Below are 14536 nucleotides of genomic sequence, written 5' to 3'. Positions count from 1 at the left end.
GTAGAAAAGGAGGAAGCAGTGTGAATGAAGTAAAACTACGCAAAATTGGATATAAAGTATTACAGGAAACTTTGATCTTAAGTCGGAATGTACTATTTTGTCCAGAAGATACAAGGGGGGTGAAATACGTACAAGAAATAACGGATGCRATACACAATATCCCAGATTCTATCCAAAATGGAAATGARAAATTTYTAGATTTTGAGTTAGAACTACTYAAGGATACACTWTCAAAAATGGATTTYGAAAGCGTAYTTGKGCARAACATCAAGTTTTTYAAGCTGTACCATCTAGAGATAGAGRGYCTATTGCGAAAAAAAYAYKCCATGATGTGATTCCATGAGGGAGCGGATGARRAATGATAGGTATTTGTATKGGGCTGTCAGTWGTACTGATAGCCTTTCTATGYATCCGRAYRTTTGTGTTTCAAATAGAAAAATTAGAAAAGGGAACCTACGATCATTATGGTTTCATTCTCATGGTTGTGACTATAAGTTGTCTATATATTTCTAATACCTATTTAAGAAACGAACCCACACAACAACTCATTATAATAATTTTATCTACATTTTTAATGGGTCTGGCAGGATCTTGTATAGCAAAGCAACTCATTTATGATTATAAACACAAAAAATTACCATTCCAAAGAAAATGACTTCTCAGATTTACTTGTAACGAATTTTTATAACACCTCTAATAATTTGGTATTAAAGTATTTATTTTTCGCATATGAGCTTAATAGATAGATTAAATCTATTTTTCGAGTGGTAAGAGGGGAAAATATGATTTTAGTTAAAAATGATCTGTAAGTGAATTCAAAAGAAAGGAAGTGGAGAAATCATGATACATCAATATGAAATTGATTTTTCAGTGATGTATGGTGGCAAGGTAACAGACTTAAAATCCGTAATTATTCCAGCACATTCTTTAGAGGAAGCAAAGGAGAAACTAAAATTAGAGGGCAAACGAAGATTTGGAACATGTAATGTAAAAATTGATAATGTAAGTTTATATGTTTCAGAAAATGTAAGGTATGCTATTCTAATTTAATATAGAAAAGGTCACCTGGTTAGAAACCAAAGGGGACCTTTTTTTCATGACTACCCCCCATAATAGAATGAATAGCTATCCTACATAATCTATTAAGACGTTGGAATCCCGTATTTTTCAATTATAGAAAGGGAAAATATGGCTTTATACAATGATACACAGTTAGTAATTATGCTAATATGAAATTATAAAATTCTGAAAATACAGAAAGGTGTGATTTTTATTAACTGGGATAACTTTTATAGAGTTAAAGTGGTTTTAATCCGTATGCTTTTTGAATTATTCGTATTAGGCACGATCATTATAATAACCCATATACTTATGAAAACTATTTATGATGTGAATTTAATGAATTTACTACAACCTGTTTGGAATAACATATCTAAGGATCTTCTTTATACAGCAATGGTTTTATTCTTATTTTTAGAATGCTATAAACGTTATCAATCTTTGAGGGATTTCCAAAGTTTAAAAAGACTAAAATATCAATATGAACACCCTATAGAATTAATTGAATTTCATAAATTATGGTTAGAAAGACGAATAGAAACGCTTAGATTTAAAATGAATACACTAAAATATTTTTCGCTTGTTCCAATTATGTTTTTATTATCCCGGGATTTAATTATCGAGTATATGAACCTTTCTTTAAGTGCATATTCAATTATTTTATTAGTTACAATACTAATTTACACAGCCTGGTTAATTAGAACTTATAACCAATATGTTACTGTACAAAAAAAAATAACTAATTATGAAGAAGAACTATTAATGATTAAAAACCCTGAACTATTTATCCTTAAAAACAAAGAACTAAAAAGAAATATAAAAGTGGATAACTGGAGGAATCCATTACCTGTAAGCCCTCGAAGATCACAATCAATATCGAAAGAAATTGAGTAATAGCGCATAGAGGTGAAGAATGGAAAAGTATATACAGTTAGAATTGTTTGATATAAGTAAGGATGATGAAGAGTTTTTTCGTTCAGATGAATTTGCAGAAGCACTTGCAATGGTTTGGGGATTTGGTTCACAGCACTCTACACATTTCGTATTAAGGTACCCTAATAAGGAAATTCTAGACCGTTTTAAACAAATAGTGAGAAATCCGGTTTCTATGTATGATAGGGAAATAGATAAAAAATATGGAACGTATACACAGTGGAATTTAGCTTATAATTCAAATCATCCTTTTATTTTACAAATAAAGAAACTTGGATGGACACCAAAAACACATCAAGTCCGAAATTATCCGATAGGAAATTTTAATGAAGATGTGTTTGTACAAACTTATATACGTTTACACTATACATTAGATACAATATGCGCACGTAAACAATATATAAGACCAAGAATTAGAATCAATGGTTCTAAAAATGTTTTATATGGTATTAGCACTTTTCTTGAACAGCGTCTTGGTATTGGAAAGAAGAAACCACAAAGGCATAAAACATCTACCACTACATGCACAATTTATTACCATTCTAAAGAAGAAATACCAATCATGCTGAAATATATTGAGGATCTCGAAGCATTACAGAAATTTGAATCTATGAAGCTAGGTTATGTGAATAGAGGGGTCATGAGTTAACTACAAGGAAACTTCAGCACTGAAAAACATAAAGGGTTTCATCCGAGATACATGTATCTCGGATGAAACCCTTTTAGTTGATTGAAGTATAATAAAAGAGAATATTCAAAATATATTGACACATGCGGTGACGCATGCTAAATTCATATTATAAGGTGCGACAACGCATTTTAAATAACCATAGGAGTGTTGACCATGAATTTTTTTCAAAGCGTCGCAACAGTGGAAGAGTTAAAAAAACAGTACAAAAAATTGGCAAAAAAATATCACCCTGATTTAGGAGGAACACATCAAGATTTTATTCTCCTAAAAAAAGAATATGACAGTCTATTTAAACAGTTAAACAGCAAAGAAGAGCACAATACAGCATATCAAAACATCATTGATTCGCTTATCAAATATGACTTAGAGATTGAGATTATTGGAACATGGGTATGGATTAGCGGTAATACATACACAGTTAAAAACAAGTTAAAAGAACTTGGTTTTAAGTGGGCCGCAAAGAAAAAGGCTTGGTACTGGTACGAAGGTGAATATAAAAAATATCATAAAAAAGACTTCTCCCTTGATGAAATTCGCAACATGCATGAAGTGAAAAAAATCAAAAAATCAAAAATGCAATTAAAAGATTAAGAGGGTTCTTCCCTCTTGATCTTTAAAAGGGAGATGAAAATTATGTATATAAATTCTTATTTGTATAAGTTTAAACACAGATATGATATTGATTATTTAGTAGATCATAATTCTTGGTGCGAACGGGATATTAAACGATTAGAAGAGCTTATAAAAGATATTAGAAAGCATCAACAAGAAGTATATGAGCATGCCCAACAAGTACTAAACACAGAAATGAAAAATATAGTTACCATCACAAGAATGAAGAACTATTCAGCAAAACGAGTTGAATATTATGTTCGTCTTGAAATTCGCCCTCTTGTTCCATTCAAGTATGTAGAAAACGAAAAGGTATATGGCACATATAAAGAAAACAAAATGTTTGCAGGTAAAGAACGGCATTTAGCGTTCAAATATGCAAAAGAGCTTTGTAATAAATACAATTGTGAAATTGAAAGGAAGGGATTTTAATGCAAGCAAAATTTAGGCTCCCAGATAAACTCTGGGAGCAATTTCTAAAGAAAACGGAAGAGCCTTCCGATACATTGCGATCATTCGTTGTGAAATATATAGAAGGTGAAAATGCGTTATCAGATATTATGGGAGTAGAAGACGCAGCAAAAGAATGGGGCCTCTCTCCTGGTTACATAAAAAATTTATGCGCCGAGGGAAAAATACAAGCGAAAAAAATAGGTAAAACGTGGGTTATTTTAAAATCACAGCCACGTCCATAATAGTATAATTTTAACTGATCTTAACAAGAAAGGGCTGCAATGTTATGAAAATCTTTAAATTAACCACAGCGAGTCAAACGGTTTTAGATTTAAATGAAAAGCACTGGAAGTCTACTGTAGATCGTTATGAAAAAGCAACTCACAAAAGATCACCATATTATTGTAACAAAAAAGAAAAAACTCGACATTTTGCTGTTTGTCCTGGTTGTAATAACCCCGTTCAAATAATAAATTTGTATGATGATGGAACACAATCTCCACATGCTAAACATCAAGCGCACTCTATTATTGGAATAGCAATGTATAGTCAAGAAAAATACGATACTTGCGAACTGAGAAAGAAAAAGCCTTTCAGTGATACCGAGAAAAAAGAGGGAACGGAAAAATCAAATGAAATATTACATCTTATACGATGGTATCCGGACATTTTATATAAGCATATAAGACATATAATAGGCATTAATTTCTCTCGGCGTATATTTGAACACATGATTGATAATTTTCTTCATGCAGAGGGACATTGTTATAAGCATACCAATAAATTTAATTTACCATATGCCTTTTTATATATGCAAAAAAGCACACGTATTATTAACCAACATATTTTGAAAAACCACGACCATACAAAAGATATGATTGATAATATACAAAATAGCAAATATTTCACTGTATCTAAACAAAAAATAGAAGCTAAGAATCCTAAAATTGATGGATTTGTAGAAATTGATTTTTATTTAACCAAACATAAAGTGAATTCGGAGATAAATGCAATTACTCTTCGAATTACTGAATCTAAAGATAGAAAAATAGATGTCTTATTTGAAAAGGAAATTGAAATAAACCAATCGGATTATATAAATGATATTAATGATGCAATAAATAGTAAAGAAGATGTTGTTGATGAAAAAAGCGCAAGGTATCAATTACGAGAGATGGTAAGCAAGTATATTAATTATTGAAACCAAGAGGAGGGTATTTATGCGATTTGTAGAGTTTGAAGTATTAAAACATCATAAGTCACCACAAGTGGCCTTCTATGATATGAATCATAGTTGTTTAATTGCAATTCCATCTTGGAACTGGAGTTTTTTAATGGATTATGCAATGGATTTTAAAGAAGAACGACCTTTGTTAATCCAGGCATTATCAAAACATGTTTCAGATCATGATGCTGAAAGTATTACAGATGCATTTTATAATTTTGTTTTTAGTGAATTCAATTAATATGCGGGTAATTTTGGGGAACCTCTAAGAAATATTATGATCATGCGTATGTTTTGGCCTTTATATAAGTCAACTCCTCATCTTTTAGGTTTACATCTTAAAATAATGAGGAGTTAATTTTATGTTTTAATTAGTTGTTTTTAATGTCCACCTGGCTCACTAATAGGATGACCGCCACCATTGCCATGTTGTGAACATTTTAAATCACCTGGTTCTTCGATATGGTGTCCTGTATTCCCATCCGCATGTTTATGATTTATGTATTTCATTTAAACTCCCCCTTTTCTAAATTATACTTTCATACTAGCATAGTATCTCAGAGTAATCATTTTATAACTAAATATTCTGTTTTTTACCCTTGCCTCCATCATACAAAATAAAGAGATAGATACACTTTGAGTAAGTGCTACATCTCTTTTGAAATGTATTAAAAGGTTTAAGCGAATGGATTAGGAATAACTTTCTCTTCTAGCTTTAATCTAAGGTATTCTACTGTAATTAGATGTCTAATAACATCATCCTCTGACCATGTATGCCCTATTTTGCTCTTATCTGTATAATAAGAACAATGAGACGATAACATGTCTTCTGTTTCCGCAGTAATACTAATGGATTCAACTTTTTCAACTGTCATAAAAACAAACTATATTATAATTTATAAGGTGAAAATTATAATATGGGTGTTTTTGCCCATCCCCCCGAAAAGGGGGAATAAGGGCAAAGTACACTCTATTCTTCTTCAAATGAATCTTCTCGTGCTAACCTGGTTAGAATATCAGCTTTCTTGATGTTCTTAATGATTGTATCCAAATTTACTACAGTTGGGGATTTACTAAATTCATACCGACCATAAAAATTGATATGTTGCCATGCAACCGGTGAAATATACTTTAGTATGTTCATCTCGATACCTTTATCCTGGGATTTCGTTAATAAATTCGATAATATACGCGCATTGTAATAAATAATACAATTGGTGAGTAGCCTACTACATTCATTCCAGATATGCTGATCTTGTTCAGTCTTGAAACGAAGTTTCCCAAAGTTTGCATAAGATACAGACCGACGTAATTTATGATAACTTTCCCCACGGTTTAGCGCCTTTTGAACATTTTGACGTAATGATAGTGAATCAATATATTCTAAAAAATATAGGCTTTTGATGATATTATCATACTCCCATAATGCACGTTTGGTTTGATTTTTTCGTGCATAGGAACTTAACTTTCGAACAATAACATTTTGAGTAGTCGTTTTTAAAGCAAGAGATAACATAATCCGTTTAATATTGTCCCATTCCTTAATAATCAGTTCTTTATTGATTTTCCGTAAAGGTTTGATAAGTAATTCTTCATATTGGTTTGGATGTTGAAAACCGTATAAGTTTCGGGATATTGTTGCATGGATATCCTTATATCTTGGTGCAAACTGATAACCAAATAAATCTAAAATAGCAAAATTCACCTCATTTGTTCCGTGTGTATCTGTAGAATGAATATTAGGTTTAATATCAGTTGTATTATTATATAAAATATCGAATACATAGTGGCTTTCATGCTCATTAGCACCAATAATTCTTGCTTGAATCGGAATATGGTTGGCCACCATTGTATAAGAGGTAATTCCCTTATTCATTCCAAAATATTTAGAGGAATGACGGGACTGTAGCGTATGAATCTGTGTTTCGAATCTTTGACCGTCGCTACTCGAATGGATGAAATCATCAATATTATAATATTGAACAATAGGAAGTTGACTAGTTGCATTACTAATGCATTCATTTGCATCTTTTAACGTTTCTAATCGAATAAAATTAGCTGATGTAGTTGCTAATTTTGAAAAATCTATATCAGAAACTTCTCCCATTCTATATAATCCCATATTTGTTCCCCAGGCTATTAAACATGGAATGAGAATATTATAATTTGTATTTTGTTTTGCATACCGTCCCAGGATATGTTCAAAGTTATCAAGGAAATTGCATTGTTGATTTACAAAATACAGAATACTTCTTATATCAATTTGTGGTAATACATCGAAAAACGAATGATTAACAGGATCTGAAACTCGAGTATATGGAAGTGTCCAAGAGTTATGATTTTCATGCTTTTTCACTTGAATATATTTATTTTTTCCTGAAATAATCTTTTTATTGATTTCGGTAATACGAGGTTCCAATCTGTTTTCAAGTTCTTTTAAATGTTGTTCTATAGGTTGCTGTAGCGTAGTTAAATGTAAATCTTTAATGAGAGTCTCTTTTTGTTCCCACTTATCTTCATCGATTAAATCATCTTCGAAGCTTCTATACTGTATACTATCTCTACAAAAAATATCTCCTGATTGCAAATGATGCCATAAGGAATAATAAATTAAAAATTCATATCGATCTATTAGTAAACGTTTTGAATGAGACTCATCTTTAGTGTAAAGATAACGTTTATTGCTATTTGTTATAAAGACTTGAGGAATATCTTCGATATCATATTTGGTTAAGGTTTTTCCTTTCGTAAAAACCTCTTTTAGGAAAGTTATTGCATCCATAAGAGAGTCATCCGTACCAGTTGTAACAAAATCAACCATCATAAAAATAGGACGGATTTGTCGTTTAAACTGTAAAGCTAATGTATCAATACGTTCCCAACGGAACGCTTTTTCATCTATTTTCGTATTATCCAGGATTTGATTTGCTAGTTCAGTTAATTTTGGACGGTCTAGGATAGAAAATACACGTTCTTGAATGTCTTTAAATGCGGTATTATCAGAAATGTTTTCATCTACTATAACTTGTAAAACTTCGCCTACTTTCTTGAAATTCCCCTGATTTTCTGTGTAGTAGGTATATACCTGATCTTTAGCAAAGGATAGTATATCATCGTTGTATTTTCTCATTTTATAAATAAAACTATTAATCAAATTATCATTCATTCTTTGATAGCGATGACAAATAAAGCAAAGTAAATAAATATAAATAAGGGATTCATCAAACCGTTTTAATTTATATACGGAATAATATTCTACTAAAGAAGCGTAGTATTTAATACTTTCATTAGAGATTTTTAGTTTAGGCAAAATTGTATTGGCCAGTTGAAAGAGAGAATGAATGTCTTTCCCACATTCAATTTCACGTTTAATTTCATTCATACTAAAATCTTTAGGTTCATGTTTTATCCGAGTAATCTCATATAATCCAGAAGAATTATATAATAATTCTTTTAAATGCTGTTTATCGGTTTCAGATAGTTGATTTTGTATAATCATTATGAGGCGTTCTTGTTCATATGTAATAGCATTGCCTACAACCTCTTGCATAAAGCTATAACCAGGAATAACAATACGTTTGTTAGTTAAGTAGTTTATTAGCTCACGAAAAATAAAAATAGGTTTACCACTTACAGTCGCAGCCCTACGGGCTTGTTCCTTTAAATCTAGTCGAGACTGTGAGTCACAAAGACGATAATTAAATCGCTTAAGAATAAGTTGTTGTTGATTAAGTCTAGTTTTTTTATCAATGGATCCAAAATCCGAGAATTCAGCACCATTAAAATGGACTTTGAGAATATATTGAATATCTTCTTCCACTTCGCATAAGTTAAATCGAAAAAATAAGTGTTTTGATTTAAAGTATCCAAGTTGAAGAATAAAATAAATCTTAGATTTTATTGAGCGTAATGTATATAATAATTCATTTTCCATTTGAGAAAGGGAAAAATATTGCACACGCTCTTTAGTTGTAAAAAGGGGCCTACTATAAAGTTGATTTATTTCATCTGTTGTTAAAATAGTTAATCGTTTTTGAGTATTCATATTTATTTGTTTTTACATCTCCTTATAGATTATATTTATAATAGGCGTCTTGCCGACAAAACGCGGATATTATACGGTAAGACATTTTTTAGAAGGTAAAACCCTAGCTTTTCTACGCTAAGCGTAAAGTTAGTTAAATAAGTTACCTATACTTAATAATTTAAACCTATGCTAAGCGTTGCAAAAATTAACATATATGCAACACTTGCCTTGGACTTGATTTTTATAGCGTCACGACGTTGCATATATTATGTTGCAAATTAAATCCCAAAAATGATACGATATTTGTAGCAAAATAGAAAAATAGATTTATGCAACGTTAGGAGCGCAAAAAATGAACTACGCATATATTCGAGTATCAACGCCACAACAAGATTATACATTTCAGAAAAAAGAAATTCTTACATATTGTGAAGCTAACAAAATTGGGTTGTTAGAAGAATGTGTTTTTGAGGAAAAGCAAAGTGGAAAAAATATGGAGAGAGAGCAATTCCAAATTCTTATGCAACAACTACATCCAGGGGACACACTTATTGTCTATAAATTAGATCGTTTGGGAAGAAATCTTTCTGATATGATCCGTACTCATGAAAAACTTATCAAAAACGATATTGGAGTCATTGCTATTAATGATAACATTGATACGCGGAAAAAAGATGACATGACTACTAAAGTAATGGTTACAATCTTATCTTTATTTGCTGATATTGAACGAAACTATATACTGGAGCGAACACAGGCTGGACGTATTAAGTATGTAGAAAATGGCGGGAAACTGGGGAGAACTMCTAAAATCAATAAGTCTAAAACTGATTTGATACTCGAGTTACTTGATCAAGGAAAAACAAAACAGGAAATTGCTGATTTTTTAAATGTTGACAGAACCACTATCTATCGCACATTGAAGCGAAATGGTTATTAAGAAAATTATTCATAACGAGTGCCATCTATACTTCTATATACTATATACATTTTTAGAAAAAATCTTTGTTTTTGCCTAAAGACTTTATCATAATAAAAGGAGCTAGATTCTATATCGTAGCTCCCTTATTTGCAAATTATTTAATTATGAATGCTACGATTGCTAAAACGATACACACAATCCCACTTAATAATTGTCCTATTCCAGAACTCTGTCCATTAATTAACAAGTTGAAAAGATTTTTTCTTGTTTGAGTTTTTCCTACGAATGCATCATACTTCTTCATTTTATATACACCCGATAAAATTAATGCTACACCAATAACGATAAGTAATACTTTTAAAGCCACTATATTTACCCCCACTTATTATGTATATGTTGAATTTTTCTCAATCATTTTTTAGTTGTTGTTATAATCGTGAACAACACTCGTCTATAATTTCTAAAAAATCATTATCAATTCTTATAATTTAATTATTACATTTAAACATTAAATAAACTATCTAATAACCTTACATAAAGATGACAGTTCTGTAAGGATGGAAGAAAACAAGCAATCTACAAAAACCTTTGTTTCTTGTTGTTGATAAATATACTTTACTTTTTCCATTTCTCTGTTCTCTTTTACAAGTAAGATCGCTAGCAACCCTGTCATTTCATTTTTAACATATAAATTGTTACTATGCAGAACAAAAGCAATCTGCATTCACTTTCTCCCTTAGTTTTCACCCTTGTATGTGGCAGAAAAAGCCTTAACGATTTAAAAAGAAAGAAGGTTGTAGATTGTTTTTCAATTTTTATACTACCGTGCGCGATAATATAAACAGACTGCAAAGCCTTCTGAAAAAAATGCCTTGCAGTCTTATAATTTCTTGTTTTATTTTATATTTTTTAACACCTATTTATAGTTTTTAAATGATCTTAACTGTTCCAGTCTATCGTAAAATGTCCATAACTATCAAAGATATGTTTTTTATCTCCATGTTTTGTAGGAAGAGAAACAGTTTCGTTTACATAAATCTCGCCATTGTCTTTAGCATAGTAATCAAACCATCCAAACTGTGAAGCGGAGCGTGCCCAAGCTGTGAATTTTCCTACCGTAGCTTCTCCAGAACTCTCGAAGCTATGCCATTTATCATTGATTTTTTGCCAGCCTGTTTGCATTTCGCCTTTATCATTATAATAGTATGTTTTACCGTTAGTTTTTACAAAACCTGTCTGCTTAGCTTCTCCTTCATGATTAAAATAATATTTTATTCCATCAATGGTTTCATGACCATCGAAAGTAAAGTGTCTGCCATCATCGAAGTGGTATTTTTTACCATCAGCTTCCTTCCAACCGGTATAGTAACGCCCTTCTTCTAAGCTGTAATATACCAATACAGGTTGCTCTTTCCCATCAAATCCAGGTAAAAAGGTTTTAGAGATCCCGCTTTTTCTAGTGGAACCATCTCCTTCAAACATTAACGTTTTCTCTTCAAAAGTAACTTCAGTCACCGAGCTTAGCGCTTCTCCATTCAGCTTAGAAACTTTCTCAAGTGCGCCTTTGTCAGAAAAGTGAAGAATGACATTTTGATCTTCTAGACGTATTTCATTTTTAGTAACTCGAACATCTTTAAAATAATAAATTTTACCATCGATTTCCCGCAAACCATTTTCAATAAACGCTCCAGAAGCATCAGAATAGGCTAGACCATAGGCATCCTCCCCCCATGCTGATCGTTGCAGAGCACCATCATTATTGAAGTGATAGTACTTCCCATCAATATCCCCCACTACATTTGGCATCCTCATATGGTTAGAATTCAAATTAAAATAATATGTCTTCCCCTCAATTTCCTGCCAACCTTTCAAAAGAATTCCATCAGAACCTGCATAATAATAATCATCATACTTCTTCACCCAACTGTTCTTTATCACATTTCCAGAAGCATCTTTTGCAATCCATTTACTAGGATCCTTTTCATCACTTATTATCTGTATTCCGTCATGCTTCTGTTTCTCATTTTCTTTACCTGGATACCAATTTCTTAACCAGTTATGAATTTCATTGTTGCTTTTTGCAGTGAAGCGAATTTCGGATTTGAAACTCCAATCAGTACCAAATCGTTGAACATTCTGATTACCAGCTAAACTTACTCCATTCTTGTTTTTTAAATAGAACTGGAATTTATTGTCATTAGAATTGCCGGTCTGGACAAGTTCAAACACTTCATCATCACCAATCGAATCGGAATATTGAAGTGCATTTCCTTCTTTCCCTGAAAGATATTTTGAACCTGTTTTTACGATTACTTTATTCGTCCCTTTTTTATAGGGGATAATTTGATAAGGTTTACCGTCATTTAGTATACTAAACGTTAGTGAAATAGGTGTCTCTAAGATGCTAGTACGATCCGCCAATATATCAGGTAACCGATTATTAAAATCTGCAAGAGCTTCAGGATCATTCGTAACATAATTAGAAAGAGCCTCTTTGCCCACTGTCTTTGAAGTACTTGTTCCTAGCATTCGTTTGTCTTCTGGTAATTTTCCGAAAAGTTCATCCTCATTAACACCGATATTAGCCAAACCGCTTTTAGGATGATAAGCATTTGGGAAATGTTGTTTTATAAATTTCCATCCTAGTTCATTTCTACGACCACTATTGTCACTTTCTAGATAATACGTTTTGAAATTCGTAAGTGAAACACCGGTTTTTCCTTCATCTAATTGTTTTTGTGTAATATACAAAATATCATGTTTAGATAGTTCTGGTTCATCAGGAGTTAAATCTACTATTGTACCAGCGTCCTTAATACGAAGTTGTTGTCCATGCTTGATTGTTTTATATTCAACTTTTCCATTGGGATAAGCAATTTTAACCTTCTGGCTAAAATCTTGATTTTTATAATAATCAAATACAGTAACTCCAAACTCTCCTTTTTTAAAAGTAGGAGCCATGTAAGTAATGTTTTCCCAAAAATTACCATAACTACTTTTTGCATTAACCTCTTCTAAATATTTAGTAAAAGCCTCTTTACCAAATGCGTCATATATACCTCCAAGTGTTGTAACAACCGTTCCGAACGTATCAACATCTGCTTTCACTTTATATTCTGTTACGGGGCTGGCGCTGAATAAAATCCCCATTGCAATTCCTACAGGGAGGACTTTTCGCATACTTTTTTTTGCTTTTCCATTCATAATTGTGCTCCTCACTTTGTGCTACCCTATTTTTTTCTATTTATTAAACTGAATTTAACGTTCTGAAGTTTATCTTAGTTTAAATACCTTTCATTTTTCTTGCGAAAGTGTTACAAAACTCTTTCGTTAAAATCGTATAAAATTTAGAATTTTATACGATTTTCTGGTTTTTTTCAGCTTGTCCCATGCCATTAAACGAAGATTTTGAAGTATCCCCAAAACAAAATTTTTATTTATAAAATGAATTAAGTAGTAAACAAGAAAGGCTGGCAAAATGCCAACCTTTCTTGTTTTTTGAGTATCAATTTTTTATTTTAATAAATCAATAATAACGAAAAAGAATGGTTTGTCTCGTTCTTGTTATACAAAGGCCTTTTCTTTTTTTTAGATATGTCATAATTACACGAATAAATAATAATGAAGGTGTAGTAACGAAAATTCCAAGTAAACCGAAACTATCTTCAACAAATCAAGATAAGAACGGCATCCTTGAGGCGAATATAAATAGGTTAAGTACTAAAAAAATAATTGTACGAGTAATAATCACATACTTATGTTTCTGTGATTCATGGTGTTAATCCTTAGCAGAAGGGTATTTTCACACTGTATGATCGGTGGTTTACTTATGTATCAATCATTTTATTCCTATCGATATGTCCAAGTTTAAGAAATTACTTGCAAGAGTCCTGAAGTGTTTGTACGAGAAGCAATGAAAGGGTTTTGTAACATTTACGAAAGAAAAATGAAAGAGGTTTAAAGTAAGATAAACTTACCGATATGAATTTAAATATGTTGGTAACAGTATAATTAGAAAGTAAGGAACAAAGTCATGAAAGAAAAGATAAAGAGAAGTATAAAAAAAATTTCCCCTGTAGGAATAGCGATGGGAATCTTATTCAGTTTCAACCCAATTACAAAACATAAAGCGCATGCAGACGTTGATACAAGAGAAACGATTCTTACAACATTTGGAGATACCTATGATACGTTTCTAAAAGAGCCTTTTGTTATTCTTTTATCAGAACAAAGTGCTAAATATGATTATACAGCTAACAATGAAAACCRTKCTTACAAAGCTCCTACTTTTAACAAAGGAGAATTTGGTATTAGTGTGTATGATTATTATAAGAACCAAAACTTTTCTAAAAAAATTAAAGTTTTCTATGAAGATGGGAAAGTTGAATATAAAACGATAAAACATGGTCAACAACTTCTGATTAAGCAAGCWGGTATAATAGTGGAYTTAAATCCCGATGCCTCAGATCTATATGAACATGATMYGTATTATATTACACAAAAACAATTAGATGAAGGGAATACTGGTATTGCGCTGACGAATTGGCAAACATATTACTTAAAAAGTGACAATAATGGTCAAATGAATGGTCCTTTAGCTCCTAAAATATATTA

At 31.4% G+C, this 14536-nt stretch carries 14 protein-coding genes and 1 pseudogene; 10 read left to right on the top strand and 5 right to left on the bottom strand.

The genetic code is table 11. The features are described 5' to 3' along the window. Nucleotides 1–840 precede the first annotated feature (840 nt). The 8 genes from AC1DIT_RS22975 (at nt 841) to AC1DIT_RS22940 (ending at nt 5214) form a co-directional block, all read left to right on the top strand. A complete protein-coding gene (locus AC1DIT_RS22975) occupies nt 841–1050 on the top strand; it encodes a hypothetical protein (RefSeq protein WP_016133364.1) in 210 nt (69 codons plus the stop codon). A 348-nt stretch (nt 1051–1398) separates the two neighbouring features. Next, entirely contained in the window at nt 1399–1953 is a 555-nt protein-coding gene (locus tag AC1DIT_RS22970; protein WP_154214608.1) for a hypothetical protein, read from the top strand. A 19-nt stretch (nt 1954–1972) separates the two neighbouring features. After that, nucleotides 1973–2641, top strand: a complete 669-nt coding sequence (locus tag AC1DIT_RS22965) for a hypothetical protein (protein WP_016133362.1) — start codon at nt 1973–1975, stop codon at nt 2639–2641. Between the two features lie 195 nt (nt 2642–2836). Further along, entirely contained in the window at nt 2837–3274 is a 438-nt protein-coding gene (locus AC1DIT_RS22960; RefSeq protein ID WP_016133361.1) for a DnaJ domain-containing protein, read from the top strand. Between the two features lie 42 nt (nt 3275–3316). Further along, complete coding sequence (locus tag AC1DIT_RS22955; RefSeq protein ID WP_016133360.1) at nt 3317–3727, top strand: hypothetical protein; 411 nt, start codon at nt 3317–3319, stop codon at nt 3725–3727. Continuing rightward, nucleotides 3727–3990: a helix-turn-helix domain-containing protein gene (locus tag AC1DIT_RS22950; protein ID WP_016133359.1), complete on the top strand. Its 264-nt coding sequence runs from the start codon at nt 3727–3729 to the stop codon at nt 3988–3990. Before AC1DIT_RS22955 ends, AC1DIT_RS22950 begins: the two co-directional genes overlap by 1 nt. Before the next feature lie 44 nt (nt 3991–4034). Beyond that, on the top strand, nt 4035–4949 hold the full coding sequence (locus tag AC1DIT_RS22945) for a hypothetical protein (protein ID WP_016133358.1): 915 nt from the start codon (nt 4035–4037) through the stop codon (nt 4947–4949). Between the two features lie 19 nt (nt 4950–4968). Next, nucleotides 4969–5214, top strand: a complete 246-nt coding sequence (locus AC1DIT_RS22940) for a YueH family protein (protein WP_016133357.1) — start codon at nt 4969–4971, stop codon at nt 5212–5214. A gap of 140 nt (nt 5215–5354) precedes the next feature. Here the strand turns inward: AC1DIT_RS22940 and AC1DIT_RS22935 are convergent, their stop codons facing one another. After that, the gene (locus AC1DIT_RS22935) at nt 5355–5483 is read right to left on the bottom strand and encodes a hypothetical protein (protein ID WP_016133356.1); all 129 of its coding nucleotides are present in this window, start codon (nt 5481–5483) and stop codon (nt 5355–5357) included. A gap of 460 nt (nt 5484–5943) precedes the next feature. Next, on the bottom strand, nt 5944–9018 hold the full coding sequence (locus tag AC1DIT_RS22930; protein WP_016133354.1) for a Tn3 family transposase: 3075 nt from the start codon (nt 9016–9018) through the stop codon (nt 5944–5946). Nucleotides 9019–9352: 334 nt separating this feature from the next. Between AC1DIT_RS22930 and AC1DIT_RS22925 the strand changes: the two genes are divergently transcribed. Next, on the top strand, nt 9353–9940 hold the full coding sequence (locus tag AC1DIT_RS22925) for a recombinase family protein (protein ID WP_476998426.1): 588 nt from the start codon (nt 9353–9355) through the stop codon (nt 9938–9940). Nucleotides 9941–10076: 136 nt separating this feature from the next. Here AC1DIT_RS22925 and AC1DIT_RS22920 read toward each other — a convergent pair whose 3' ends face one another. From AC1DIT_RS22920 to AC1DIT_RS22910, 3 genes are all read right to left on the bottom strand, one after another. Further along, nucleotides 10077–10289, bottom strand: a complete 213-nt coding sequence (locus tag AC1DIT_RS22920; RefSeq protein ID WP_016132186.1) for a hypothetical protein — start codon at nt 10287–10289, stop codon at nt 10077–10079. A 150-nt stretch (nt 10290–10439) separates the two neighbouring features. After that, a complete protein-coding gene (locus AC1DIT_RS22915; RefSeq protein WP_016133353.1) occupies nt 10440–10646 on the bottom strand; it encodes a hypothetical protein in 207 nt (68 codons plus the stop codon). Between the two features lie 215 nt (nt 10647–10861). Next, entirely contained in the window at nt 10862–13126 is a 2265-nt protein-coding gene (locus AC1DIT_RS22910; RefSeq protein WP_016133352.1) for an N-acetylmuramoyl-L-alanine amidase family protein, read from the bottom strand. Nucleotides 13127–13955: 829 nt separating this feature from the next. Between AC1DIT_RS22910 and AC1DIT_RS22905 the strand changes: the two are divergent. Continuing rightward, nucleotides 13956–14536: pseudogene (locus AC1DIT_RS22905) on the top strand (hypothetical protein); the annotation flags it as partial.

It is taken from the genome of Bacillus sp. 05T22 (assembly GCF_056396765.1).
This window is presented reverse-complemented; position numbering and strand designations above follow the sequence as displayed.